Annotated in this window: 16 protein-coding genes; 8 read left to right on the top strand and 8 right to left on the bottom strand. The window is 71.9% G+C overall.

Features of this window, described 5'->3' with window-relative positions; genetic code table 11:
• Window positions 1–102 precede the first annotated feature (102 nt).
• Both ACIQMX_RS36330 and ACIQMX_RS36325 read right to left on the bottom strand, forming a co-directional pair.
• On the bottom strand, window positions 103–1,776 hold the full coding sequence (locus ACIQMX_RS36330) for an alpha-L-fucosidase (RefSeq protein WP_402484490.1): 1,674 nt from the start codon (window positions 1,774–1,776) through the stop codon (window positions 103–105).
• A gap of 272 nt (window positions 1,777–2,048) precedes the next feature.
• Window positions 2,049–2,540 (bottom strand): MarR family transcriptional regulator, encoded by a 492-nt coding sequence (locus ACIQMX_RS36325; protein WP_363072913.1) that lies wholly within the window; start codon window positions 2,538–2,540, stop codon window positions 2,049–2,051.
• A 69-nt stretch (window positions 2,541–2,609) separates the two neighbouring features.
• Between ACIQMX_RS36325 and ACIQMX_RS36320 the strand changes: the two genes are divergently transcribed.
• Together ACIQMX_RS36320 and ACIQMX_RS36315 are read left to right on the top strand one after the other, a co-directional pair.
• Complete coding sequence (locus ACIQMX_RS36320) at window positions 2,610–3,155, top strand: carboxymuconolactone decarboxylase family protein (protein WP_363072915.1); 546 nt, start codon at window positions 2,610–2,612, stop codon at window positions 3,153–3,155.
• A gap of 106 nt (window positions 3,156–3,261) precedes the next feature.
• Window positions 3,262–4,737, top strand: a complete 1,476-nt coding sequence (locus ACIQMX_RS36315; RefSeq protein ID WP_402484488.1) for a DUF1996 domain-containing protein — start codon at window positions 3,262–3,264, stop codon at window positions 4,735–4,737.
• Window positions 4,738–4,767: 30 nt separating this feature from the next.
• On the opposite strand, the gene ACIQMX_RS36310 is transcribed toward ACIQMX_RS36315, so the two are convergent.
• Complete coding sequence (locus ACIQMX_RS36310) at window positions 4,768–5,235, bottom strand: hypothetical protein (protein WP_402484486.1); 468 nt, start codon at window positions 5,233–5,235, stop codon at window positions 4,768–4,770.
• 125 nt (window positions 5,236–5,360) lie between these two features.
• On the opposite strand from ACIQMX_RS36310, the gene ACIQMX_RS36305 reads away from it, so the two are divergent.
• From ACIQMX_RS36305 to ACIQMX_RS36290, 4 genes are all read left to right on the top strand, one after another.
• Window positions 5,361–7,301 carry a hypothetical protein gene (locus ACIQMX_RS36305; RefSeq protein WP_402484484.1) on the top strand — a complete coding sequence of 647 codons (1,941 nt, stop codon included), beginning with the start codon at window positions 5,361–5,363 and terminating at the stop codon, window positions 7,299–7,301.
• 99 nt (window positions 7,302–7,400) lie between these two features.
• Window positions 7,401–8,306, top strand: a complete 906-nt coding sequence (locus ACIQMX_RS36300; RefSeq protein WP_363072923.1) for a metal-dependent hydrolase — start codon at window positions 7,401–7,403, stop codon at window positions 8,304–8,306.
• Between the two features lie 8 nt (window positions 8,307–8,314).
• A complete protein-coding gene (locus tag ACIQMX_RS36295; protein WP_402484519.1) occupies window positions 8,315–9,391 on the top strand; it encodes a PDR/VanB family oxidoreductase in 1,077 nt (358 codons plus the stop codon).
• Between the two features lie 50 nt (window positions 9,392–9,441).
• Window positions 9,442–10,158: a TetR/AcrR family transcriptional regulator gene (locus ACIQMX_RS36290; protein WP_363072925.1), complete on the top strand. Its 717-nt coding sequence runs from the start codon at window positions 9,442–9,444 to the stop codon at window positions 10,156–10,158.
• Window positions 10,159–10,182: 24 nt separating this feature from the next.
• Here the strand turns inward: ACIQMX_RS36290 and ACIQMX_RS36285 are convergent, their stop codons facing one another.
• The 5 genes from ACIQMX_RS36285 to ACIQMX_RS36265 all read right to left on the bottom strand — a co-directional run bounded on the left by ACIQMX_RS36285 (window position 10,183) and on the right by ACIQMX_RS36265 (window position 24,247).
• A complete protein-coding gene (locus ACIQMX_RS36285) occupies window positions 10,183–11,463 on the bottom strand; it encodes a hypothetical protein (protein WP_402484481.1) in 1,281 nt (426 codons plus the stop codon).
• An 82-nt stretch (window positions 11,464–11,545) separates the two neighbouring features.
• Window positions 11,546–11,896 carry a 5-carboxymethyl-2-hydroxymuconate Delta-isomerase gene (locus ACIQMX_RS36280; RefSeq protein ID WP_402484479.1) on the bottom strand — a complete coding sequence of 117 codons (351 nt, stop codon included), beginning with the start codon at window positions 11,894–11,896 and terminating at the stop codon, window positions 11,546–11,548.
• Between the two features lie 207 nt (window positions 11,897–12,103).
• Complete coding sequence (gene pulA, locus ACIQMX_RS36275; RefSeq protein ID WP_402484477.1) at window positions 12,104–17,428, bottom strand: pullulanase-type alpha-1,6-glucosidase; 5,325 nt, start codon at window positions 17,426–17,428, stop codon at window positions 12,104–12,106.
• A 79-nt stretch (window positions 17,429–17,507) separates the two neighbouring features.
• Entirely contained in the window at window positions 17,508–19,229 is a 1,722-nt protein-coding gene (locus ACIQMX_RS36270) for a carbohydrate-binding module family 20 domain-containing protein (RefSeq protein WP_363072933.1), read from the bottom strand.
• Between the two features lie 476 nt (window positions 19,230–19,705).
• Window positions 19,706–24,247, bottom strand: a complete 4,542-nt coding sequence (locus ACIQMX_RS36265; protein ID WP_402484474.1) for a CHAT domain-containing protein — start codon at window positions 24,245–24,247, stop codon at window positions 19,706–19,708.
• Window positions 24,248–24,342: 95 nt separating this feature from the next.
• On the opposite strand from ACIQMX_RS36265, the gene ACIQMX_RS36260 reads away from it, so the two are divergent.
• Window positions 24,343–24,735: a hypothetical protein gene (locus ACIQMX_RS36260; protein WP_363072937.1), complete on the top strand. Its 393-nt coding sequence runs from the start codon at window positions 24,343–24,345 to the stop codon at window positions 24,733–24,735.
• 5 nt (window positions 24,736–24,740) lie between these two features.
• Window positions 24,741–25,532 carry a hypothetical protein gene (locus ACIQMX_RS36255; protein ID WP_402484472.1) on the top strand — a complete coding sequence of 264 codons (792 nt, stop codon included), beginning with the start codon at window positions 24,741–24,743 and terminating at the stop codon, window positions 25,530–25,532.
• The last annotated feature ends 36 nt before the right edge of the window (window positions 25,533–25,568 follow it).

Raw genomic sequence — 25,568 nt, 5'->3', positions numbered from 1 at the left:
GGCCGGGACGGCGCGGGTCGCGCATCCGGGCCGGGACGGCGCGGGTCGCGCATCCGGGCCGGGTCAGGGCCGGCCCGGATGCGCGGGATCGTGGCGGGCCGGTCAGGAACCGGCCGGCGCGGTGGTGAGATGCAGCGTGGTGGCGCCGAGGTGCGGGGCCGCCCTGGATTCCAGCACCTTGACGCGGACCGCGGTGGCGGTCACGGCGGCCGGGAGCGGCAGGATGCGTTCGTGGCCGATGGTCGTGCCTTCGGCGATCCGCTGCCAGGATCCGCCGATCCGGGCCTCCACGGCGAACCTCTCGACCCGCTGGCCGCGCCTGACGTCCTCGCGGACCGCCACCCGGTCGAAGGTGTACGGGGCCGGGCCCTGGGTCCGTACGTCACTGCCGTAGATCCGGCGCACGTCGTCGCCGAACGCGGTGAGTGACGCGACGTCCGTTTCGGCGATCCGGCCGTCGGGCGCCGGCGGGACGTTGAGGAGGAGCGAGGCGTTGCGGCCGACGCTCTTCTCGTACAGGCTCATCAACTGCGCTGCGGTCTTGGGCTGTTCGTCCTCGTGGAAGAACCATCCGGGCCGGTTGGAGACATCGGCCTCGGCCGGGTACCACTGGAGGTAGTTGACGTCCGGGCCGAGCAGCTTGAGCCGGGAGCCGATGTCGGCGTCGGTCGAGTCGTTGGGCAGGCTGCCGAGCCCCGTCCACGGGTCGGTGGCGTGCGGGGTGACGCTCCACTCGGTCTCGCGGGCGACGCCGGACTCGTTGCCGACCCAGCGGACGCCCTGGGGTCCCTGGAAGACGACCGTGTTCGGCGAGAGCGCCTTGACCATGTCGAACCACTGCTTGACGTCGTACTTCTGGGTGATGCCGGAGCCCGACCACGGGTTGGCGCCGTCGAGCCAGAGCTCCTCGACGGGGCCGTACTGGGTGAAGACCTCGTACAGCTGGTTGAGGTAGTACGCGTCGTAGTCGTCGGCCCGCACGGTGAAGGTGGGCAGCTTGCCGCTCTTCACGCGGGCGGCGCGGTCGTCGCCGGGGACGAGGGTGGGAATGGTGCGCTCGGTGACGGCGCTGCCGTTGCCGAACCGGCCCTGACCGGCGGGGGCCCGGTCGCCGTCCTCCAGTGCCATCCGCTCGGGCAGGCTCAGTGACGTGCCCTCGGCCTGCTTGACCCGGATCTTCTCGACCCACTCGGCGTGCCAGGCGTGCGGGAGTTCGGCGCCGTCGGAGGGCGAGAGGTAGAGGCCGACCTTCAGGCCCGCCTTGCGGGCGGCCTTCACATAGGCGGCGACGACATCGGGGCTGCCGGGGCTGAGGGCGACCGAGTGGTCCGTGTAGCGGCTCGGGTAGAGGACGAAGCCGTCGTGGTGCTTGACGGTGAGCATGACCTGCTCGGCCCCGGCCGCCTTGTAGGCGCGCATCCACTGGTCGGCGTCGATGCTCTTCGGCGCGAAGAGCTTCTCGTCCTCCGTACCGGAACCCCACTCACGGTCGGTGAAGGTGTTCATCCCGAAGTGCGTGAACGCGGTGACCTCCCGCTGCTGCCAGGCCAGTTGGCCGGCGGTCGGGACGATGTTCGCGGCTTTCTCGATGATCCGCCCGGGACTGTCGCACGTCTCGACGGCCATCTGCGACGCGGGTCTCACGGGTGCACCGCACGGGTCGGCGGGCGAGGCGGTCCGCTGGGGTGCGGGCTGCTGCGCCGTGGCCTGTACGGGGATGAGCGCGGCGGCTGCCGCCAGTGCGAGCGCGCTGAGCACATGGGTGCGTCGTGCCATGGTTCCCTCCCATTCACGACCACAAGTGGTCGGGTCTTTCGGGTGCCGACGCGTGCATGCTGCCGCATGACGTGGCCACCGGGAAGGGTGCGCGATCGAAACGTCCTATCTCTCGTCCGTAAAGTCCAAGCCCTGACCCTCCTGTCAGCGGTCGAACCGGGCAGCCTTCCCTCCCGTCAGCCGTTGAACCAGGCGGCCATCCCTCCCGCCAGCCGCCGAACCAGGCGGCCATCCCTCCCGCCAGCCGTCGAACCGGGCAGCCTCCCCTCCCGTCAGCCGTTGAACCAGGCGGCCATATCGAGCCGGAACGCGTCCGCCGCGGCCATGGTGCGCAGGTCGGCCTCCATGGCGCGGACCCGCTCGACCCCGAGCACCCGCACCCACTCGGCGCGCAGCCGGTCGAAGCCCTCGGCGGACCGCACCAGCATGTCGGTCCCGCGCGGGGAGAGCCGGACCAGCTTGCGGCGGCCGTCCTGCGGGTCGTCGACGCGCTCGACGTACCCGAGGCCTTCCAGTTTCTCGACGGTCTTGCCCGCGGCCTGCTTGGACACCCCCAGCCGCCGGCCGATCTCGCTGGCGGTCGACCCGTCCCGGCCCACCGCCTGAAGCGCGTATCCGTACGCGGGACTCATGTCGGGGTGGCCGTGCTCGGCCAGTTCGCGATGCAGGGCGTCAATGATCGAACGGAAGCCGCCGAAGAGCAGAACGGGCAGCTCGAAGCCCGCTGCCGCTTCGGCGGGGACGCCGTCCGGGCGCTCAGCCATTGCGAAACTCGACAACCTGGTTTACCTTTTCGTCAATCACGTTGTCGAGTTTATCGCGAGGGGTCTCCCATGTCCGCCACCGCCTTTCCCGACCACACCCTCGAATCCGCCCCCGCCGCCGCCCGCTCCACCATGGCGGCCGTGGCACAGAAGCAGGGCTACCTGCCGGTCGCCGTCACCCGGCTCGCCTCGTCCCCGGAGCTTCTCGGCGGCTTCCTGAAGATGAGCGCGCTCTTCGAGTCGACGACCCTGGACCCGCTCTCCCGCGAGACCCTGATCATGACGGTGGCCGCCCGCAACGGCTGCCACCTCTGCGTGGCCATGCACACCGCGAGGCTCACCGCTCTCGACGCCGGGACCGGCGTCATCGCCGCGCTGCGGGACGGGACACCGCTGCCGGACGAACGGCTGGAAGCGGTACGACAGTTCACCCTGGCCGTCCTCGCGACGAGCGGGGCCGTCGACGAGCCCACGCTGCAGTCGTTCCTGGCACACGGGTACACCGGCCGCAACGCGCTGGAAGTGGTCCTGGGCATCGGCGCCTACACCATGTCGACCCTGGCCAACCGGCTCGTCGCAGCCCCGATCGACCCACAACTGGCGCAGTTCGCCTGACACTTGGCGCACGGCAATTCATCCGCCCGCTGAACGGGCGGCGCGCCGGAGCCGTATGGAACGTCACGCTTCTCCCCCGCGAAGCCTGAGGAGTCCGAGGAGTTCCATGGGACGCACATCGCGCAAGAAACGCTCCACCCTGGCCAACCGGGCGATCATCGCCTCGGCCGCACTGATCCTGGGCGGGGGTGGGCTGGCCGCGGTCAACGTCTACGCCTCTGCGGGCGAGGGCCCGCCCGGCTCCTCCCACCGCAGCGGACAGCCGGTCCGCCAGGCCTCCACCATCGACTGCCCCGAAGTGGTCGACGAGATCCCCGAGGTGCCGGATCCGGCCCGGGCGGAGGTCGACCGCGAACTGGCCGCCATGGACACCCAGATCACCGATGCCTACCGGGAGTTCGCGGACAGCCGGGACAGGATGGCCCGCGACCCGCAGCTCGCGCAGAACGCCGTGCTCGGCCCGCTGAAAGCCCGGCGCACCGCCAGCATCGACCGCATCGCGACCGCGATCGGCCGCAGCGCGGAGCGTCCGCAAGGCCTCGGCTCGCTGGCCCCGTGCAGCCTGCGCGCGGACGACGGGACGGACGGACCCACGGACCGGCCCACGGACGAACCGACGGGCCCTCCCACGGACCGGCCGACGGACGATCCGACGGCGCCGCCCACGGACGAGTCCACGGACGGCGCTTCCGGCGGCAACGGGCCCGAGGACTCCGACTTCGTCGACATCCGGTCCGTCCGGCCGAACGCCGACAGGCCGGTCCGGCTCCGCGGCGCCTCGCGCGGCACCTTCACCACCGAGTGCGGGCGCAACCGGAACGGAAAGTTCAACCCGGACAACGTCATCGCCGCCCCCGGTGTCGCCAACGGCGCCCACCACATGCACGACTACGTCGGCAACCAGGCCACGGACGCCTTCTCCGGCGACGAGGACCTGGCGGCCGGCGACACCACCTGCCGCAACCAGGGCGACCGGTCCACGTACTACTGGCCGGTGCTCCGCCTGCGGAACGGGACGGCGGAGAACGACGCCGAAGCCGACGGCGGGGGCAGGGACCAGAACGTCGGGGAGATCCGGACGCCGTCCCAGGTGACGCTGAGGTTCGTCGGCAGCCCGACCGGGAAGGTCACGGCCATGCCGCGCTTCCTGCGCATCATCACCGGCGACGCCAAGGCGTTCACCAACGGAGACGCGAACGCCAACGCCTCCTGGAGCTGCACCGGATTCGAGGACCGGCAGCTCAAGGACAAGTACCCGATCTGTCCCGAAGACAGCCAGGTCGTCCGCTCCTTCGCTTTCCAGAGCTGCTGGGACGGGCAGAACACCGACAGCGCCAACCACCGCACCCATGTGGCGTTCGCGCGGGACGACGGAAGGTGCCCGCGCGGCTTCCGGGCCATTCCGCAACTGGTCCAGCGGATCGTGTACGACGTGCCTCCGGGGCCCGGGTTCGCCGTCGACTCCTTCCCGGAGCAGCTGCACAAGCCCGTCACCGACCACGGCGACTTCATCAACGTCTTCGACGCCGGGCTGATGCGGAAGGTGGTGAGCTGCGTCAACGAGAGTCGCCGGTGCCGCTGAAGGTGTGACGTCCCCGCCGCACCCGCGCGGTCAGCGTCCCGGGTGACCGGAGTGTTCTGCCTCGTTCGCGCTGCCGCCACCGCTTCCCGGGTGGTGCGGCGAGGCAGTCTCCACCGTCCCCCCGAGCCGGCCCCGCAGTGCCGCGATCACCGCGGCGTCGGAGACGGCGACCCACCGGCGGCCGACCAGGTACGAGCCCCCGTAGTCGTTGGCCTCGTTGATCCACTCCCGCTGTCCGCGGTCGGTCGCGAAGGTGGCCAGCACATAACGCCCGTCCTTCGTCGTGCAGTTGGCCTGCCGCAGCTCCTGCGCGTCGGTCTGGAGCCTCGGCTCGCAGTGCGCCTGTGCGGCGAGCTCCTCCAGTGTTCCGGTGGCGGTCGGCGGGATGCCGTCCCCGTCGCCGGAACTGCCGCATCCCGCGAGCAGGGCGAGGCCCGCGACGGCGGCCGCGCACCACGCGTGCCGCGCCGCCCTTCGCGTACCGTTCCGCTTCACCATGCGGCCATCGTGCCGTTGGGGGCCGGGTCCTGGCAGCCGAACGGGAGAAGGCCCCGGGGCGAGGCGGGTGGCGGCCCGCGCGGTTCCCGGAGTGACCATCGCACGATTCGCTCGTTCTGCTGAACGTGCGTCCACTGTCAGAGGTATCGCCAGCCGCCGCCCGGGCCGATGCGGGGCAGTCCGGGGCCGCGCTCGTCGAGCACTACCCGCGGCTGGCCCGGCTCGGCTATCTCGTCCTGCCGCACTCGCTGAGCCGCGACCGGCGCGTCCTCACGGCTCACGCACTGGCCCAGCGGTCCCTCCAGGCGGCGCACAGGGCCGGGCCCGTGGACGGCGGCGCGATCGCGCTGCCGCGCCGCCCGGAGGCGGCCGACCCGGGGTACGCGTACGTGCGGCGCCAGGTACTGCGGCACGCGCTGGCGGCGGGGCGGCCGTCGCGTCTGCGGCACCGGCCGCGCCGCGTCCCGTTCCCGCCGCGCCTTCCGCTGACGTGGGGGATCCGGCTGTACCCGCACTCCGGTGGCGCAAAAGAACTCGCCCTGGAGCAGCGGCTGTCGGCGGTGAGCGGGGCGGCGCGGGCCGCGTTCGTCCTGCGCGGCCTGGAAGGGCTGGCGGACGGCGAGGTCCGGCGGGTGCTGTCCGAGGCCGGGGTGGCCGACCCGCATGCCGCGCTGATGGAGGCGGACGGGGTCCCGGCCGCCTATGAGCTGCTGGCCTCGCCCGAGTTCGACCCCTGCTCGCTCCAGGCGCGCCCGCCCGATCTGGCGCGCCGCCGCAGATACCTCCGGGCGGCGCTGGCCGGCTGCGCCGCGCTGCTCGTGTGCGGGGCGCTGCTGGGCCTGCCCGGTGAGGGCTGGAGCCGGGGCGCCCTGTCCGCACCCCTGTACGCGCGCAACCCGGCGGCCGAAGCGGCCCTGGACCCGGGGGCGTTGCGAAGGGTGCCGGCGACGTTCTGGCAGCGCTCGCCGCGTACCGACTTCACCGCCTGGCCCACCCGGGGCGACCGGACCGAGGACACCCGGCTGCTGCGGCGGGCGCTGCGGGTGTGGGCGCGTCCGGGCGGCGGTGTGCGCACGTCGGCGACGCCGGGGACGCCGGTGGGGCCGCCGATGGGGGCGCCGCAGCTGTTGTACGCGGGCGAGGTGGGCCCGTCCGCGGTGGTGCTGTTCCACGACGGGCTGCGTGTCGTGCGGTACGCGGAGCCCCGTGACGCCGATCCGTCGAAGGGTGCGGCGCTCGACTTCGCCCGGGTCGACGGGGCGGACGCGACATCGGCGGGCGCCCTGGTCGTGGAGCGGGCGGGGGGCTCGGTCCGCTATCTGACGGCGCCCTGGGTGCGGCAGGTGCGGGTACGGGATCTGCTCGCGCCGGGCCGGGAGCCGGACGCGTCGCGCCGCTCCCCCGACGGGGTGACCGGCCCGCTGCCCGGACCGGCGGCCACACCCGGCTGCCGGTCCTGGTACGCGGTCGAGCTGGCCGGCGCCGGGGCGGTGCGCCTGGTGACGGATCTCGGTGAACTCGCCCCGGCCCGGCTGACCTCGGGCCCGCCGGAGCGTCCGCACGACGTCTCGGGGCGTGCGGAGTACGCGAGCTGGGCGCGGACCGCCTGTCTGCTGCCGGCCGTACGGGCGCACGGGGTGCGCGAGGTGAACTCATGGATGTACGCGGAGCAGCCGCTGCCCGAGGGCGACGGCACCGCGCAGTGGCTGTGCACCCGTGCGGAGACCTGGCGCGGCACCGGGAGCCGGACGCTCGCCCAGTTCCAGGCCCCGTCGGGGCGGCCGTTCGGAAGCGGGCCGCCAGGGGTGGTCGCGGCGCGCGCGGAGAACGCGCCGGAGTGCGGGGCGCGCGCTCCGCAGGTGCTGGCGGGCGTGCTGTGGAAGTCGCGCGGCGGCCGGTGGTACGTACTGGCGGCGGGCAGTGAGCAGTTCGCGTCGCTGACCACGTCGGGCGGGGTGACGGCGCGGGCGCGGGGGCGGCTGCTCGCGGTACGGGCCGGGGCGGGCGACCGGGCCCGGCTGGACGGCCGGCTGACGGACGGCAGCCGGGCCGGGGCGCTGCGCTGAGCGCTGCGGCGAGGTCCTTGGCCGGTCGGCCGGGGAACTCGGGAATTCAGCGCGTGCACGCCCCTGTTCGCCGACCTTACCCATCAGTATATTGACAACATGTCTCACACGCAGCCAGCGGCGGTGGCCTCGGAGCGGGCCGATCTCAAGGCCCGTCGGGTGTCCTTCGCCTGGGACGGGACACCCCTGCACTGGGTGCCGGGCGATCCGTTCACCACGCACACCATCAACGTGCTCCATCTCCTGCTCCCGGCCGGGGAACGCTGGTTCATCCACGTCTACCGGCAGGTGCTCCCGTACATCCACGACGAGCAACTGCGCCAGGACGTCATCGGGTTCATCGGCCAGGAGGCGATGCACTCCCAGGCCCACGACGACGTGCTCCCGCACCTGAAGAGCCTCGGCCTCGACCCGACCCCGTACACCGCCCAGGTCGACTGGCTCTTCGAGAAGCTGCTCGGCGACCGGACGCTGCCGCCGGGACGGGCGCGCAGGTGGTGGCTGATGGAGCGGGTCGCGACGATCGCGGCGATCGAGCACTACACCGCGTTCCTCGGCGACTGGATCCTGAACGCCGACGAGCTGGACCGGCGCGGCGCCGACCCCACGATGCTGGACCTGCTGCGCTGGCACGGCGCCGAGGAGGTCGAGCACCGCTCGGTCGCCTTCGACGTGTTCATGCATGTCGACGGCGGATACCGGCGGCGGGTACGGACCTGGGCGACGGCGTTCTCCGCACTGCTCTTCCTCTGGCAGCGCGGCGCCCGGTTCTTCATGGAGAACGATCCGAGCCTGCTGGACGGCAAGGCGTCCTTCGGCCGGTTCTACCGCAGCGGCCGCCACGGAACCCTGCCGAGCACCCCGTCGATGCTGCGGTCGATTCCGCGCTACCTGAGCCGTACCTACCACCCCTCGCAGGAGGGCAGCACGGCGCAGGCCGTCGACTACCTCGCCCATTCGCCGGCCGCGGTCGCGGCCGAGGCCCGTACGACGGAAGCCGGCTGACGATGCCCCTGCCACTCCCCCGCCTGCGCACCGTCGCCGTGATGGCCGGTGCCGCGCTGCTGGCCAAGCGGGCGATGCGCCGCCGCATCGAGAAGTCCCCGCTGTGGCCGCTGCCCGCACTGGACGAACCCGTGTCCGGCCGGGCGCGGCGCCGTTCCACCACCGGCCGGCGGCTGCTGATCACCGGACGGACCACGCCGGCGGACGGTGTCGTACAGCTGCGGCTGGAGGGCCGGGACCTGCCGGCCTGGCAGCCCGGCGCCCATCTGGACCTGGTGCTGCCTTCCGGTCTGGTCCGGCAGTACTCCCTGTGCGGCGACCCGGCCGACCGCACCGCGTACACCGTGGCGACCCGGCTGGCCGAGGACGGCAGGGGCGGCTCGCGCGAGGTGCACGCCCTGCTCCACGAGGGCCTGGAGGTCGAGGTCCGGGGCCCGCGCAACCGTTTCCCGCTGGCCGAGGCCCGCTCCCACGTCCTCGTGGCCGGCGGCATCGGCATCACCCCGGTCCTGCCGATGGTGCGCGAGCTGGCCGCCTCGGGCGCCGACTGGCGGCTGCTGTACGGGGGACGCAGCCGGGCGACGATGCCGTTCCTGGCGGAGATCGAGAAGCTGGGCGCCGACGGAGACCGGGTCACGATCGTCCCGCAGGACGAGGCGGGCCACCCGGACATCGCGGCGGCCCTCGCGGACACGGCCGAGGGCACGGCGGTCCACTGCTGCGGCCCGGAGCCCTTGATGGACGCGGTCGCGGCCGCGCTCCCGCCCGGCTGCACCCTGCACGTGGAGCGGTTCTCCGCGCCGGGGACGGACGCCGCGGGGTCGGCGCCCTTCGAGGTCGAACTGCGCCGCTCGGGCCGCACCGTACCGGTCGCGGCCGGCCAGTCGGTGCTCGCCGCCGTGCGTGCCGAGCTGCCCCACGTGTCGTACTCCTGCGAGCAGGGCTTCTGCGGTACGTGCCAACAGCGGGTCCTGGAGGGCGAGGTCGAGCACCGGGACGACCTCCTGACGGACGCGGAGCGGGGCGAGTCGATGCTGATCTGCGTCTCACGGTGCCGGGGCGGGCGGCTGGTGCTGGACCTCTAGTGCCGGGGCGAGGCCGTCGCGGTCTCCGCCCGGTCGGTACCCTGTTCTCCATGACGACCGGGGTGCGGCGCAGGATGGGCGTCGAGGAGCGCAGGCAGCAGTTGATCGGTGTCGCGCTGGAGTTGTTCAGTCAGCGGTCTCCGGACGAGGTGTCGATCGACGAGATCGCCGCCGCCGCCGGGATCTCCCGGCCGCTGGTCTACCACTACTTCCCGGGCAAGCAGAGCCTGTACGAGGCGGCGCTGCGGCGGGCTGCGGACGAGCTGACGGCCCGGTTCCTGGAGCCGCGCGAAGGACCCCTGGGCGCGCGGCTGTTGCGGGTCATGGGACGGTTCTTCGATTTCGTCGACGAGCACGGGCCCGGGTTCGCGGCCCTCATGCGGGGCGGCCCCGCGGTGGGTTCCTCGACGGCGAACGCCATGGTCGACGGGGTGCGCCAGGCGGCCTGCGAACAGATCCTGGCCCACTTGGGCGTCGAGGAACCTCCGCCCCGGCTGGAGCTGGTCGTCAGGTCGTGGGTCTCGCTCGCCGAGTCGACGGCCCTGTTGTGGCTGGACGGGCGGCCCATCCCGCGTGCGGAGCTGGAGTTGCAACTGGTGCACGACTTCGCCGCACTGGCCACCGTGAGCGCCGCGTACAACGAGGAGATGGCCGGCGTGGTGCTGCGGGTCCTCGCGCAGGAGCCGCCGGACGGGCCGTTCGGAGATCTGCTGGTGCGGCTCTCCTCGCTGGCGCCCGCCGTGCCGGCCGTGCCTCCGCAGCGGTAGCCGCCGCGGAGGCCTCCGCGCGCCTCAGCGCCTCCCGGTCCGCACGGACACGAACGGCTGGAGCCCCGCGACTTCGGCGGCCGAGGTTCCGATCACCGTCAGTCCGGCCCTGCCACCGACCACTCCGCTCGCCGAGTTCTCGCGGGGGGCCGAGGGATCCGTCACCGCGGGCTGCGGCAGGTCCAGGTTCTTCCAGCGCCCCCGGGGCGCGCCGGTTCCGGTGGTGCCCGGAGCCGTCGGTGTCCAGGACCAGGCCAGCGCGTCCCGCTGGGCGCCGAGCGTCTGGCCCACGACGGCGATCCCGCCTCCCGGCCGTGCGGTCAGGCCGAAGAGCCGCGCGGGCACGTCCGGTACCGCGACCCTGTGCCATTCCCCGCCGTCGTGGCGGGCCACCAGGGCACGGGTCGAACCGTCCTCGGGCGACCAGTCCTCGCCCACCAGCCACACCTCGCCGTCCTCGGTCACGGCGAGGTTCTGGGCCTGTCCTGGACGGTCGGTGACACCGGGGGCGCCGACCTGCTCCCAGGAGGATCCGTCGTAGTGCATCAGCAGCGGGCTGCCACTGGCGCCGTCGTAACCCGCCGCCCAGACGTCGTCGGCGGAGACCGCCCGCACCGCGTTCAGGTACCAGAAGTCGCCGGCCGGTTCCGGGAGCGGCACGTCACGCCACGCGGTCCCGTCGAAGTGCCGGACGATTCCCGCCTGCCGGGACTCGACGACCCAGCCTCCCTTCTCCTCGTCCCAGGTCCGCGAGACCTCGATCTGTGCGACGCCCGCGGCCCAGGCGCCTCCCGGGAGCGCGTCCACGTCCAGCAACGAGGCCCCCAGCACCTTCTCCGGCACGTCCATGGGCACGACCTGCCATCGCGTGCCGTCGAAGTGCTGGGTGTAGACCCGTCCGTCGAGGGCGGAGGCGTCGTCGCCCACGAGCCACACATCGCGGGCGCCGTTCGCGTCCACGGCGTTGACCCGGCTGCTGACCGCTCCCGCGGCCGCGGTGGCCGGCGCCACGGGCGTCCACGCCCCGCCGGGCTCGGAGCGTTCGGCCACCACCGGCTGGAACCGGGTCACCTTGCCCTCGTTGCGCACGGTGAATCCGGCCGCCCAGGTCCTGCCCCGGCCCGTGTTCACGACGTCGACGAGATTGGCGTCGCTGAACGGCACCGCCTCGCCCGTCCACGTACGTGCGGGGTGGGCGGTCCCGTCCAGCGCGGACGCGGGCACGGGGACGGACAGGGTGACGGACAGGGCAGCCGTGGCAACGGCCGCCCCGAGCAGTGGGCGACGGCGGCTGGACTTCAGCACAGGGGATTCCTTCCGGAGACGATCTCACCCGGTAAGTGCGTCGGTCCGGCCTGCGGGTTGCAGCACGGCGTGCCTTGTGCGCTCAGGCCTTGCGGTAGGAGGCGTCGAGGTCGCGTGCTTCGACGGAGAGGTGCAGGGCCGGCCCGGTGGCCGCGCGGAGATGGCCCGTCAGCAGTTCCAGGACGGATTCGGTGAGCCTGGCCTTGACCTCCGGGGTGCGGCCCGGCAGCAGCGAGATGTCCACGTGCACGAGCACGTCCCCGTCCGGGGAGTCCGCCACCACCGTCTCCTCGGTCCGCCGGAAGCGGGTCTTGCAGGCAGCGATCTTGGTGTTGACGGTCTCGGCGATCAGCGGGTGCAGCGCGAGGGCGAAGGCGGGACGGTCGAAGGTGTCGTCGAGTTCGGCGGAGTAGTCGACGGTGATCTGCGGCATGACGGCCTCCAGGGCGGGAACGGGCGGGGGACGGACGCCGCCCAGCTTTCCCCGGACCGGTGAGGGCGCACAACAACGATTCACTATGTGGGCCGGCCCCGGTCCCCGCGCGGACGCGGGGGCCGGGACCGGCCGGATGGAGCGGGAGGGCCTGCCGCGAGTGCGGCTCTGCCCGGCGGCTGACCGCACGGAGCGGCCCGATGCGGGTCAGCGCAGCGAGAACACCGCCACCGTGCGTCCCGGGACGGTGAAGCCTCCCGAACTCCTGTCGTAGGTGGACCTCTTGACGGTGAGATCCGCGCCCGCCGCCTGGACGGGGTGCAGGGCGTAGTCCTTTCCGGCCAGGGAGGCGACCTTCTGGGTGGTGGCGCCGGGTGCCGCGTTGAGGACGACGACCAGCTTGCCGAGCCGCATGGTGATCACGCCGGGCGTCTCGTCCTTGCCGGAGAGCGGGAAGGAGAGCGCGGACTGCACCTGTCCGGTGGTGGAGAGGTCGAAGTCCTTCTCCGTGGCGCGGATGGTGAGCAGGTCCTGGTAGGCGGCCGAGGCGCCGTTGATCTGTGCGCAGCCGGGACTGATCGCCGCGTTGGCGAGCAGCGGCCTGGCATAGGACCACTTGGCCCGGTTGTCGGCGGCGGGCGGCAGTCCGCGGCCGAAGCCGTTGCCCGCGCGGCAGTCCCAGTGCAGGGCGTTGAACCAGTCGCCGCTGTCGAAGGAGTTGCGGTCCAGCGACTTGGAGCGCAGCAGGTCGGTGCCGGCCTGGGAGAGCGAGGGGCCCTGCGAGAGGGTGGCCGTCGCCATGGCCAGGACCTGCATACGGGCCCGGTCGGCTGCCGAGGTGCCCGCCGGGAGCTTGAAGGCGAGGGTGTCGTACAGCGTCTCGTTGTCGTGGGCGTCGGAGTAGGCGAGGGCGTCACCGGGGGCGGCGGCGTATCCGGCCGGGGCTCCGTTGTAGTCGACGCCCGAGCCCTTGACCGTGTTGCCGGAGGTGTCGGTGAAGGTGTAGTCGGCGAGGTTGCCGGTGAGTCCGACCTTGATCAGGTCCTGGTAGTGGAGCAGCCGGGCCTTCTGCTCGGCCTCGGTGCCGTTGTGGGTGGAGGTGTTGGGGTCGGTGTAGAGGCCGGTGGCGAAGCCCTGGACGCCGGGGTCCTCGTCGAACGGGGAGCCGCCGCGGACGGCGTCGCGGGCCCGGTCGGAGAAGGTGGCGATGCCGGTGCCGGCCATGTTCTTCTGCGTGGCCTGGACGAAGCGGGCGTCGTCGGCGATCTCTCCGAAGTTCCAGCCCTCCCCGTACAGGATGATCTTCTTGCCGTCGACGCCGTCCTTGGCGGTGGTCAGCGCGTCGAGCGCCTTGCGGACCGCGAGGATGTTGGCCTTGGGGTGGTGTCCCATGAGGTCGAAGCGGAAGCCGTCGACCTTGTACTCCTTGGCCCAGGTGACGACGGAGTCCACGACGAGCTTGCCCATCATGGTGTTCTCGGGTGCGGTGTTGGCGCAGCAGGTGGAGGTGGCGACGGTGCCGTCCTCCAGGAGGCGCTGGTAGTAGCCGGGCACGATCCGGTCGAGCACGGACTTGTCGTCCTGGCCGGAGGCGACGGTGTGGTTGTAGACGACGTCCATGACGGTCCGCAGACCGGCGCCGTTGAGGCCCTGCACCATCTGCCGGAACTCGACCGTGCGCCGGGTGCCGTCGGGGTCGGAGGCGTAGGAGCCTTCGGGGACGGTGTAGTGCAGCGGGTCGTAGCCCCAGTTGAAGGCGTCCTTCGCGGCGGACTTCGCCACGCAGGCCTGCTGCTCCTCGGAGTCGGGGGCGTAGACGGACAGGTCACAGGCAGGCTTCTGCTGGTCCTTCTTCTTCTCGGGGATGGTGCCGATGTCGAAGGCGGGCAGCAGATGGACGTAGTCGGTGCCGGAGTCGGCGAGCTGCTTGAGGTGCTTCATCCCGTCGGAGCGGGTGTCGGTGAAGGCGAGGTACTCACCGGGGTGCTTGGAGGTGGGGTCCGCGATCGAGAAGTCGCGGATCTGGAGTTCCTGGATCTGCGCGTCGCGCAGCGGTACGGCGGCGGGCTTGGCCAGGGCGCTCCAGCCCTTGGGCGCGAGCCTGCCGTCCTCCAGGTCGACCACGAGGCTCCGGGCGGAGTCGGTGGTCAGGGCGGTGGAGTAGGGGTCGGTGACCTTGTTGGTGACGAGCTTCTGGACGGTGGGCGCCCAGACGTTCACGGCGTAGCGGTAGGGCTTGCCGTTCCAGCTCCTGTTGCCGGTGACGGACCAGACGCCGGTGCGGTCGTCGCGTCGCATCGGGACGGTCCTGCCGTCGAGGTCGAGCGTGACGGTGCGGGCGGTGGGCGCCCAGACGGACAGGGTGGGCGTGCCGTTCCGGAAGACCGGGCCGAGCGAGGCGCTGCTCGCCCTCGTCCCGTAGAGGTCGTCGAGCACGCCGGCGCTCTGGACGCCGGTGGCGGCGAGCAGGGCGCCGTTGGCGGCGCGCTGGGTGGCGATCAGCTGGCCGCGCAGGGCCTCGCGGACCCTGTCCCGGTCACGGGTGTCGACGGTGAAGGCCGGGTAGTCCCTCAGGTGCGGGTACTCGGCCTTCTGCGCGTCGGTCAGCGCGGACGGGCTGAGCCGCAGCCACCGGCCCTCGTCGGAGAGTGCCCCGTCGACGACGGAGATGCCGCCGCTCGGTGCGTAGACGAGCTGCTGGCTGGTGGCCTCGGTGGCCTTCACCTTCCAGACGACGGTGTCGGAGTCGATCCACTGCGCCTCGGCCTTGGTGAGGTCGGGGGTGGGCACGCCGCCGGTCTGCGGGAGCAGATAGCCGGACGTGCCGCCGAGCATCCAGACCTCGTGGCCGTAGGTGGCGATGTCGAGCGACTGGTCGCTGGGCAGGTCCTTCTCGTCGCCCCGGTGCAGGATGTAGCTGAGCGAGGTGGCTCCGTCGGCGAGCGGGACCTCGAAGGTGACGCCGGAGGCGTCCTTCTTCACCGGCTGGAGCGGCTTGGACCAGTCGGTGGGTTCCTTGGCGCCGGTCCAGGTGTGCAGGCCCCAGCCGTCGTAGTCGCCGTCGGCCCGGTAGTAGTGCAGGACGGCCCTGGTGGTGTCCGGTGCCGGGTAGGCGCCGTCGGGGGCGGTGTCGGCCTGGCCGTCCTTGCCCTGCTCGATCCAGACCTGTCCGGTCTTCGCCAGGTCGACGGTGCGCTCGGGCCCGTCGGCGGTGGAGGCCTTCTCGACGGTGTACGGGACGGCCGAGACGCCCTCGGGCACCTTGATCCAGGCGAAGGCTCCGTACGCGTCACGCCCCGTGAAGGCGGCGGTGGTGTCGCCGGACCTGGCCTGCCAGCCGTCGTAGTCGCCGTCGGCGCGCTTGTAGTGGACGACGGCGTAGTCGCGTTCGACGGCGACGGGCTTCGCCGGGGCGGGCGCCTGTCCGGCGGTGGAGGCGGCGAGCGCGCTCGCGGTGTGCCCGGTGCGGTCGACGACGACGGCCTTGTAGCGCAGCGGTGTTCCGGCGGCCGTCGTGTCGCTGATCGTCTGGGTGACCTTGTACGGGGCGTGGTCGGCGGTGCCGAGGGTGGTCCACTTGCCGTTGCCGGTCTGGGCGGCGAAGACGACCCGGTTGAGGGAGCCGCCGTCGACGTCGGCGGTGAGCTCGACGGTGCCGGTGGCCCCGGCGGCCGGTGCCTTCAGCGTGATCGAGGGCGTGGCCGCGTGGGCGGTCAGCGTCTTCGCGGCGCGGAGCACGATGCTGGAGAGCGCCGGCACGGTGACGGTGATCTTCTTGCCGGCGCCGCTGCGGACGGTGCCGGAACCGCCGTACAGCGTACGGAAGTCCATGCCGGCGGACTCGGTGGACAGCTCGACGGTCCTCGCCGCGGTGCCGTTGTTCGTGGCGACGACGTACTCGTTGCCGCGCTCGGGGTCCGTACGGGAGAAAGCGTAGACGGAGCCTTCGGCGTAGCGCTCGGTCTGGACGCCGTCGCGCAGCGCCGGGTTGTCCCGGGTCAGCTTCGAGAGGGCGGCGATGGACCGGTAGAGCGGGTGGCTGGTGTCGTACGCGTCCGAGGCGTGCGTGCGGTCGGTGCCCAGCTCGTCGTCGTCGAGGTAGTCCGCGGTCTTCGAGGCGAACATCGTCTGGCGGGCGTCCTTGTCGCCGCCGGCGCCGGTGAATCCCTGCTCGTCGCCGTAGTAGACGACGGGGTTGCCGCGGCTGAGGAACATCAGCTCGTTGGCGAGCCGGGCGCGCTTGACCAGCTCCGCGTCACCGGCCTTCGGGTTGTCCTGCTTCAGGAAGGTCCCGATGCGGCCCATGTCGTGGTTGCCGAGGAACTTCACCTGCTCGTACGCGTTGGCCTTGTCGGTGGTGTACCGGTAGTCGTCGCCGAAGACGGCGGCGAGCTTCGAGGCGGGGGCGCCCTGGGAGGCGTACTGGCGGGCCGCTTCCTGGAAGGGGAAGTCGAGCGTGGCGTCCAGCCGTCCCTGCGTGACGTAGGGCGAGGTGATCGCGGTGTCGGCGGAGTAGACCTCGCCGAACATGAAGAAGTCCTTGCGGCCGTGCCGGGCCGCGTACGTGTCGAGTGCGGTCGCCCACTGGGTCCAGAAGTCCATGTCGACGTGTTTGACGGTGTCGATCCGGAAGCCGTCGATGTCGAAGTCGCGGACCCACTTCTCGTAGATCTTCTCCATGCCGGAGACGACCTCGGGCCGCTCGGTCCACAGGTCGTCGAGCCCGGAGAAGTCGCCGTACGTGGTCGACTCGCCGGCATAGGTCGAGTCACCGCGGTTGTGGTACATCGTGGGGTCGTTGAGCCAGGACGGCGTCTTGCCGCCGCTGGTGACCGGCTTGTACGGGAACGAGTCCGCGTCCGTCCTCGCCATGCCGGCGGCGTCGTCGAACGGCCGGCCGTCGCGGTCGAGGTAGGGGTAGGCGCCCTTGGGCTTGTAGCCGTAGGTCTTCTCGGCGTAGTCGACGGTGTCGGCGGTGTGGTTGGTGATGACGTCGAAGAAGACCTTCATGCCCTTGCGATGGGCCTGTTCGATCAGCTTCGTCAGGTCGGCGTTGGTCCCGAAGTGCGGGTCGACCTGGGTGAAGTCGGTGATCCAGTAGCCGTGGTAGCCGGCCGACGCGTCCTTGCCGGTGCCCTGGACGGGGCGGTTCTTGAAGATCGGGGCGAGCCAGATGGCGGTGGTGCCGAGCCCCTTGATGTAGTCGAGGCGGCTGGTCATGCCCTTGAGGTCGCCGCCCTGGTAGAACCCCTTGTCGGTGGGGTCGTACCCGGTCTCCAGCCGCGATCCGGTCAGTCCGCCCCGGTCGTTCCCGGTGTCGCCGTTGGCGAAGCGGTCGGGCATGACGAAGTAGAACTGCTCGCGGGTCAGGTCGTGCCGGGCAGGCTGTGCTGCCAGCTTGGCGTCCGACGGCGCGGCGGGCGGCCTGGCCGCGGCGGCGGGCAGCGCGGGCACGAAAGCCGCGCACAGGGCGGCCGCGACGACGGCGGTGGCCGTTCTTCTCGCGGGCACGCGCGGGGACGGACGTATCACTCGGGTTCTCCTCGAAGGGGTACGGGTACGGGGCCGGACGGGCCGGTGAGGGCCCGTCCGGCGGGTGGGGCGCAGGGGGTCAGCCGCGCCAGACGTCGGCGGTCAGGGTGACCTTGCCGGAGGACGGCACCGTGGCCGTGCGGTTGGCGCCGCTCTCCCAGGTCACGTTGCCGGATCCGTCCTTGCGGACGTACTTGTACTCGAACGTCGTACCGGCCGGCAGGCTCACGTCGAGCTTCCAGACGGGGTACGTGGCCGGGTCGAGCTTCGGCGCGGACGCCGGGTTCCAGTTGCCGAGGGCGGCCTGGTTGCCGGTGACGTAGATGTTCTGGCCGAGCTGGGTGGTGGCGTTGACGCCGAAGGAGGCGCCGGACGTGCCCGTGCCGGGGTCGGTCGGGTCCGTCGGGCCGGAGCCGCCGCCGGAGCAGGTGCGGGCGCCGGTCTGGAGGGCGAGGGCGGTGTTGGCGGCGAGCGTGGCGGTGAACTGGCCGGAGCCGTTGACCGTGACGCCGTTGCCGGACTGGATGTCGCAGTAGTCGCCGGCGGGCAGCGAGGTCTGGAACGTACGGGTCAGCGAGGAGCCCTCGTGGTTGATCGCCACATACGCCTTGGATCCGCGGCCGAAGGCGATCTGGTCGCCGCCGTTGTCCCACCAGTTGGTGACGGCCTCACCGCGGGCGGTGTTGCGGAAGCCGACCATGGAGGAGATCTCGCGCCAGGCGTGCTGGCACTTCCAGCCGTCGCTGAAGCAGGCGTTCACGGTGCCGCCGCTCGGCGGGCCGGCGTCCTTGTCGGACCACTCGTAGCCGGAGTGGACGTCGGGCGAGCCGTAGGGCCAGGCCAGCATGAACACGTTGGCGAGCGTGTAGTTGGCACCGCTCTTGTAGTTCAGCGTCTCGCCGTTGCGCTCGGTGTCGTGGTTGTCGACGAAGACCGCGGCCTTCGAGGAGGACATGAATCCCCAGCCCTCGCCGAAGTTCTTCAGGTTGGCGAGGTTCTCGTTGTTGAAGACCTGCTTGAGGCTGCGGGCGTAGCGGAACTCCTGGACGTCGCCGGTGCCGGCGTACTCGTCGGGCGAGACGGCCTCGCCGGCGCCGTAGATCGCCTCCTGCTTCCAGTAGACGCCGGAGTTGCTCAGCCGGGACTTGATGTTGGCGAGGTCGGCGGCGGGCATGTGCTTGGCCGCGTCGATGCGGAACCCGTCGACGCCCAGCGAGAGCAGGTCGTTGAGGTATCCGGCGATCTTGCCGCGGACGTAGTCCTCGCCGGTGTCCAGGTCGGCGAGGCCCACGAGTTCGCAGTTCTGGACGTTGGCGCGGTCGCCGTAGTTGCTGATCTGCGACTGGCAGTCGTTCATGTCGTTGACCGAGTACAGGCCGGGGTAGTCGTACTTGCTGTACGAGGACCCGCCCGTACCCGTGCCGGAACCGGCCGACATGTGGTTGATGACCGAGTCGGCGACGACCTTGACGCCCGCGCTGTGGCAGGTGCTGACCATGTTCGCGAACGAGGTGCGGTCGCCGAGCCGTCCGGCGATCCGGTAGCTCACCGGCTGGTACGAGGTCCACCACTGCCCGCCCTGGATGTGCTCCTGGGGCGGCGAGACCTGTACGAAGCCGTAGCCGGCCGGGCCGAGGGAGTCCGTACACGCCTTGGCGACGGAGTCGAACTTCCACTCGAAGAGGACGGCGGTGACGTCCTTGGTGCCCGGGGCCGATGCCTGCGCGTCCGTGGCGGGGACCACGAGGGCGGCTGCGCCGGCTATCAGTGCGAGCGCGGCAGACAGAGGTCTGCTGGCCATTGTTTCCTCCTGCGGTGGGGGAAATGCGGGTGAGGTGCAGCCTCATACGGCAACGCGCCCTGCCCTCAAGGCTCCTGAATCTTCTTGCTGCAAGAATGCAAACCTTGCCGCGGGGAGACGGTACGAGTCCGCCAGAGCCCGGTCAACCCTTTGGACACGAGCTGCTCACATCCGCGAAATACTGGAGATTTCTTCCTGCAAGGACTTACGCAAGACATTGCAGCGCTGTTACCTTTCTCCCGACTCCGGTCCGGTCGGCCGGGGGTCCCGTCACCCACGGGCCCCACGCGCCCGGCCGGCCGGGCCGGTCACCCTCAGGAGAGACACCGGGAGTCACACTCCCCGCCGGCCCGTCCGGGCCGACCCCCGGTGCCTCTCCTGGAGCACCCGTCGGACACCGGGGCGACGGCATGCGCCGATGGCACCGCAGGGGGCGAAAGCCTCTCCGCCCACAGGGCAGCCGGCGGCTTCAGAGCTCAGGCTCCCGCGTGAATGTATGCGGCCCACTCGTACGGCCGGTCCGGCGCAAGGTCCCGCAGTTCCCTGACCGCATGGTGCACCGCGTGGGCGGCCGTCGGCCCTCCGGCCGGCGCCCGGCCGTAGAAGGCGCTCAGGAACGCGCCGATCCGCGTGCTCTCCACCTCCCACAGGGTGCCGACGGCCTCGGGATATCCGGCCAGCAGAAACGCACTGGAGACCTGCACGGCCTCATCGGTGAGCCGGGTCGAACTACGTGCCGTGCCGCAGGCGGTGAGCACGGCGAGCCGGGTGGACGCGGGCCGGATACGGCAGATGTCCACCACCGACAATGCCTCCCCCGACGGCAACTGGATCCAGCTGCCCGTCGGTTCCTCGGGCGGGCTGTGGGCGTGACAGCCGAACTGCACCCACTGCGCACTCTCCAGGGCGGCCAGGACGTCCGTGCGGGTGGCGGCCTCTCCGATGAGCAGGTTCGGACGGTCGAGCGCATCCGCCGTGAGGCGTGCGGCGGCCACGGAGCCCGGCAGCACCTCATCCGATTCCGCGACGATCAGCGCATGCTCCGCCCCGGAGCCCTGGCGCCGGGCGGCCCGGGAACGGGCGTGGGCCAGCGTCTGGAATCCCGGGATGTAGGAGGACACCACCGTGTCGAGCGCGCTGCCGCAGCGGCCGTTCTCGCAGTCCCCGGAAAGGCACTGTGCCGCATGCAACGGGAGCGCCGTGAACGGCCCGGTCGGCACCCACCAGATGCGCGGCGGCCCTGCGTCGTCGGGCCCCGCGGCCCCGTCGCGGCGCAGGACGTCGAGTACGGGTTCCACCACGGAGTGCCAGGTCCATCCGAGGAGGCGGTGGATCGTGTCCCGGGCCGCGATCAACCGGGACGGCGGCAGCCTCCGGCTGCCGCGTGCGTAGACCGACTCGATCGCCGCGCGGAACTGCTCTGCCGCGTCGGTGACCTCCTGCGCCGTGGCATCGAGACGAAGGGCGGTCGCCCCTTGGGGGGTGACGACGAACGCGATGCACGACAGGCCGCGCGCGTGGTTGAGGACGACGACCGGCCCCTCGGCCGTGAGCTCGCGCAGGCGGTCCGGCGGGAACGGTCCCAGGAAGTCCTCGAACCCCGGTTCCGTCCGGACCCGCTCGATGAGCCGGTCCAGTTCCGCCGAGGCCCGCCGGCCCGCCAGACGGGCCCGGCCGACCCCGCTGCCGGCACCCTCCTCCAACTGCGCGGTCAGCTGGGTGAACCGGGAGGCGAGAGCGGGATGCGCCTCGGCGAGTGCGCCGAGGTCCGTACGGGATTCGAGCCGGCGGGCAAGCAGGAGGCCGCGGCCGCGTTCGTGCAGCGCTACGGCCGCGTCGATCCGGGGGCCGCGGACGGTACGGATGAGTCCCCCGGCCAACCCCGCCAGGAGGGCGTCGTCGTCGTCCCCACTCCCGCCGTCATCCACGGTCTCGCCGCCATACCTGCTCCCGCCGTCATCCACGGTCTCGCCGCCATGCCTGCTCCCGCCTTCGCCCGCGCCGCCGCGACCGGCGCGCTCCTCCGCCTCTCGCAGTCGCCTTCGCAGCACTTCCAGCTGGGCCGTGCCGCGGCGGTGCAGGAGATTGGCCGCGATCATCGCGGTGAGTCCGCGTACATCGCCGTCGAAACCGAGGAGGGCGTGCTCGGCCGCCGGCCGCGGACCGCCCCGGTCGGTCACCCGTTCCAGCAGACCCACGGTCTCCGCCCCCAGTGACAGAGCGAGATCGACGTCCGACGTGACGGTGTCGGCGCACCTCACCGCGGCGGCGATGCCGGCGTGGGCACGCATCCAGACCGAGTGGAGCGGACTGCGCAGCGTGTCGATGTTCCGTTCCAGCCGGTCCTCGGTACGGAAGGAGCCCAGCAGGGGAGACACGACGTCCTCCATCAGATCGGACATCGTCCCGGAGCGTTCTCGGCCGGTATCGGGTACCGGCGGAAGATCACCGAGGTCGATCGGGTCGCCGGGTCGGATGCGCTGCAGGGCGCTCATCACGCGCATCACCGCGATCATCTGCGCCTCCACTTCGCCCGTGATCATCCCGATGACGGTGTCGGCTTCGTCGACGAGCCGGGTGCCACGGTCCGGGTCGTCGGCACGCACGGCCATGGACCGCTGGATCAGCGCTCTGACCAGCGTCATTCCCGCGAACCCCCTGCGCTGCCCCGCAGGAGCCGCGGAGAAGCTCCTGCGACACTGCTCGACCTCCTCGTCCGTGGTGCCGGTCGCGGGGCCGCCGCCCGGGCCGACCAGTGCGATCAGGTCCCTCAGGCTCTCGGCGTGGATGCGCTGCTCGCCCACGCCGGGTTCCTGGCGGGCGTCCGCCCGTTCGCCCAGCTCGATGAGGTCCGGAAGCAGCTCCCGGACACGTTCCAGCTGATCCTGATCATGGTTGAGGACATAACCGACGAGTCCGTTCAGCGCCGTGAAATACCCGGCTCTGAAGGTCTCCTCGGCACTCTCCGGCTCACTGTCCCGTCCGGACTCCGCCATGTCCTCCTCGATGGCCGCCGCTTCCATGACGAGGTCCGGATCGCTGGTCACCAGACCCAGCAGCGTGAGCAGTTCGCGCAGCCGGGCGGCCACGGCCGCTGAGGGCCGGTCCGACTGCTCGTACACCTGCCGCAGCAGTCCGACCGCTTCCGTGAGGGTCCGCACGTCCACGTCGTCCGGCCTGATCGTGCCCAGGGTCGCGCTCAGCAGGTCGCCCCCCGCCTCGCGCAGGCCCTTGTCCCCGCCCAGCCGGTCGAACGCGGTCCGGAGGTCCTGGACCATCGAGTCCAGGCCGGGCTGCTCGCCGCCCTCCGGTCCCACGAGGTTGGCCATCGCTCTGAGTCCCGCGAGGTCGCCCCCCATCTCCTTCCTCATCCATGCCGCTGCCGCCGTGAGCAACTCGGCCAGTCCCCGCAGCGCCTCGCAGCCCATGAGGTCCAGCGCGTGCTCCGCCTCCGCTGACCACACCGGCTCCGTCAGCGTGCACAGCGCGCCCACCGCCGCCTCGGTCACCTGCCCGGCCCGGAGCCAGGAGAGGGGTTCGAAGCCGACCGGTGCGCAGGCCGCCGTCTCCGCGGTGACCGCGGTGGCCAGCGCGCCCAGCTGTGCCGCCTCCTGCGCCGAGTTCTCCCCCATGGTCTCGGCGCAGCGCCGGGCCGCGGCCGCCAGGACGACCCCGTACACGGGGCGTGCCGCATCGTCCGGTGCGAGCGCGTCGAATGCGCGGCGGTAACGGCCGATGCGTTCCAGCGGCTGGTCCGTGGGGTCGTCGGCGGCCGGGCCGCCGAGGCAGTCCGCGAAGGCGATGGCAGCGTGCAGGTCGGCCGGCAGGCCGGGCAGGCCGTGGTCGAGGGCCAACTCCTCCGCCAGCGGAAGGATCCGGTTGAGCAGCGCGTTCATCTCACCGGCCCGGTGACCTTCCTCCCTTCCCTGCAGGCCGAAGTACCGCAGGATCGCCGGCTCGATCCGCTCCAGTACCTGCGCGGCGGGCCCAGGAGTCCCCTCGGCGTCCTGCCCGAGACGGCCGAGGACTGTGTGCAGCGTCGCGGCCAACGCACCGCGCGACGGGTGGTCCGGCGGCAGCGTGGTGAGCGCGGCCCGGACACGGACGGCCGCGCAGGCCAGGGCGGGCAGTTCGCCGTTCTGGGTGGCCTCGACGCTGAGCAGCAGTCCGGTCACGGCGTGCAGCTCGGCGGGGTCATGCTGGACGGTGCGCCACAGTTCCCTCAACTGCGCGACTCTTTCGGTTGTTTCGGGCGTCGGCGTGATGGCGCACGTTCTCAGCAGCTCCTCGACCCGGTCCGGGGACGGCTCGCCGAGCAGTACCGCGGCCCGGACGACCACATCGAGCATGAGCGGCAGCAGGCCGCCCTGGCGGGGATGACCGGGCGGCACCAGGACGCATGCCTTGGCAGCGGTCCGTGCAGCGGCCGTGAGCGAATCGGGCTCGGCCAGCGCCTCGAAGCGCTGCATGCGTACGACGACGAGTGCGACGGAGACGTCACCGAAGCCCTCGTGGTCAGGGGGCATGACGACGAGCGCGTCAAACAGCCAGGCAAGCGCCTGGTCGAACAGCGGAGTGGCCGCGGCTGCGCCGCCGTCCTCCATCGCCCGCAGGGCCAGCCCGACGCAGACGGAGCCCACGATGCAGGCGAAACCTGACAGGCGCACGAACCTGTCGGCCTCCGGCTCCGCGATCTCCGGGGGCAGCTCCGGCAGCACACTCGGATCGGGCAGCAGCGGACGCAGGAGGTTGCGCAGAGCGAGGGCGAACGCCGCTTCCTCGTCCGCCGCAGGATTCCGGTCACCAGCGCTCGCTCGGTACCAGTAGGTCCAGCAGACGAGCAGGAGGGGGCCGAAGGGGACCTCCACGTCAGGTGCGGGTGCCGCCCCGGCGAGCAGTCTCAGCGCGTCGGTTTCGGCGTCCTCACCCAGCAGTACTCCGAGGTCCTGTGTCTGCCCGGCCTCGTTGAGCCGGGAGCCCACCCGACCTGCCAACTCGGCCAGCTCGTCGTCGGACATGGCACGTATCATATTCTGACGAATCCTCAGAGGAGTGATCTTTCAGTGGAGTTCGGGATCAGGGAGTGCGGTGTGCTCGCGGCGGGACGTGGCAGATGAGCAGACGGGAGCGCCAACGGCGTCAGGCCTACGAGGACGCGGTCGAGTACCTGTGCACCGAGTTCGCCTCCTTGACCGAGCACCTCGGCGGCCCGGACTGGGCACGGACGGTCGAGTCGGTCACCTCCGGTGAACCGCACACGGAGAGCTGGTACGCCGCCGTCCGGCTCCTGCACGAGGCCGTCGAGGAAGCGGGCATCCCCGGTGGTCTCGGCCTGACCACGCCCATGGGCGCCCAGGAGTGGCCGGTCACCGCGCGCCGCGTCACCGGCTGGGTGTGCCCCGACCACTCCTGCTCACGCGTGCAGCGCTTCGAGGGAGGCGGCGAACAGCCGCCCGCCCCGGAGTGCGCTCTGCTGGGACGGGCGATGCGCTTCGTGACGGACTGAGCGGCATGGGCCTGCTGCTCGCACTCCAGAGCCGTATCCCGGACCGCTGGTTCATCAGACGGCTGCTGCCGTCCGCCCTCTTCGTCGCGGTCGCGTATCTCGTCAGCGGACTCGGCCAGTCCCGTTGGTACGACGCCGGGCTCGTCGCCCACAGGCTGGAGCGGTACCTCGGCGCGGAGAGCGGCGCCGAGGCGCATCCCACGACGGCCCTGCTGCTCTACGCGATCACGGTGGCCGCGGGCGCGTTCACCGTCCCCATGGCGGCGCAGGTCGTGAGCGTCCTGGCCGCGGGCGCGTGGCCGTGGTGGCTCGCGCCCCTGAGCGAGCGCGTCCGGGCACTGCGCGTGCGGCGCTGGCGGTCGCCGGACGAACTGCGCGACGACGCCCTGCGCAGCCGGGGCCGCGGGGAGGTCCTGCGGGCCGCCAGGCTGGAGGCGCGCGCGGCGGCGACCGCACGGATCGCCCCGAAGACCCCCACGTGGACGGGCGACCGGCTTCGGTCCACCGCGGACCGGGTGCGCGAGCTGCGCGGTCTGGATGTCGAGACATCGTGGGTCGACCTGTTGCTGGACCTGTCGGAGTCGTCCCGCGCCGCCCTCGTCGAAGCGCGCGACGGTTACGACGGCGCGTGCGAGGCGATGGTCTGGAGCCTTGCCTACCTGGCTCTGGGTGTGTACTGGTGGCCCGCCGCGGTCGTGGGCGCCCTGGCCTGGCTGGCCTCCTGGCGGTGGCTGCGGCGCGCGGGTGACGTACTCGGGAACACCACAGAGGCCGTCGTGCGCGCGCATGATGCCTGAGCGGGCCGGTGCGCCGTGGCGGCCCGGTCACCGGCC

The organism is Streptomyces sp. NPDC091416, from assembly GCF_044756845.1.
Classification (GTDB): domain Bacteria; phylum Actinomycetota; class Actinomycetes; order Streptomycetales; family Streptomycetaceae; genus Streptomyces.
This window is presented reverse-complemented; position numbering and strand designations above follow the sequence as displayed.

What these genes read in the sequence shown, in the direction of transcription:
- ACIQMX_RS36330 (WP_402484490.1), bottom strand. Translation starts at nt 1,776, where the DNA reads ATGGCACGACGCACCCATGTGCTCAGCGCGCTCGCACTGGCGGCAGCC.
- ACIQMX_RS36325 (WP_363072913.1), bottom strand. Translation starts at nt 2,540, where the DNA reads ATGGCTGAGCGCCCGGACGGCGTCCCCGCCGAAGCGGCAGCGGGCTTC.
- ACIQMX_RS36320 (WP_363072915.1), top strand. Translation starts at nt 2,610, where the DNA reads ATGTCCGCCACCGCCTTTCCCGACCACACCCTCGAATCCGCCCCCGCC.
- ACIQMX_RS36315 (WP_402484488.1), top strand. Translation starts at nt 3,262, where the DNA reads ATGGGACGCACATCGCGCAAGAAACGCTCCACCCTGGCCAACCGGGCG.
- ACIQMX_RS36310 (WP_402484486.1), bottom strand. Translation starts at nt 5,235, where the DNA reads ATGGTGAAGCGGAACGGTACGCGAAGGGCGGCGCGGCACGCGTGGTGC.
- ACIQMX_RS36300 (WP_363072923.1), top strand. Translation starts at nt 7,401, where the DNA reads ATGTCTCACACGCAGCCAGCGGCGGTGGCCTCGGAGCGGGCCGATCTC.
- ACIQMX_RS36290 (WP_363072925.1), top strand. Translation starts at nt 9,442, where the DNA reads ATGACGACCGGGGTGCGGCGCAGGATGGGCGTCGAGGAGCGCAGGCAG.
- ACIQMX_RS36280 (WP_402484479.1), bottom strand. Translation starts at nt 11,896, where the DNA reads ATGCCGCAGATCACCGTCGACTACTCCGCCGAACTCGACGACACCTTC.
- ACIQMX_RS36270 (WP_363072933.1), bottom strand. Translation starts at nt 19,229, where the DNA reads ATGGCCAGCAGACCTCTGTCTGCCGCGCTCGCACTGATAGCCGGCGCA.
- ACIQMX_RS36265 (WP_402484474.1), bottom strand. Translation starts at nt 24,247, where the DNA reads ATGTCCGACGACGAGCTGGCCGAGTTGGCAGGTCGGGTGGGCTCCCGG.
- ACIQMX_RS36260 (WP_363072937.1), top strand. Translation starts at nt 24,343, where the DNA reads ATGAGCAGACGGGAGCGCCAACGGCGTCAGGCCTACGAGGACGCGGTC.
- ACIQMX_RS36255 (WP_402484472.1), top strand. Translation starts at nt 24,741, where the DNA reads ATGGGCCTGCTGCTCGCACTCCAGAGCCGTATCCCGGACCGCTGGTTC.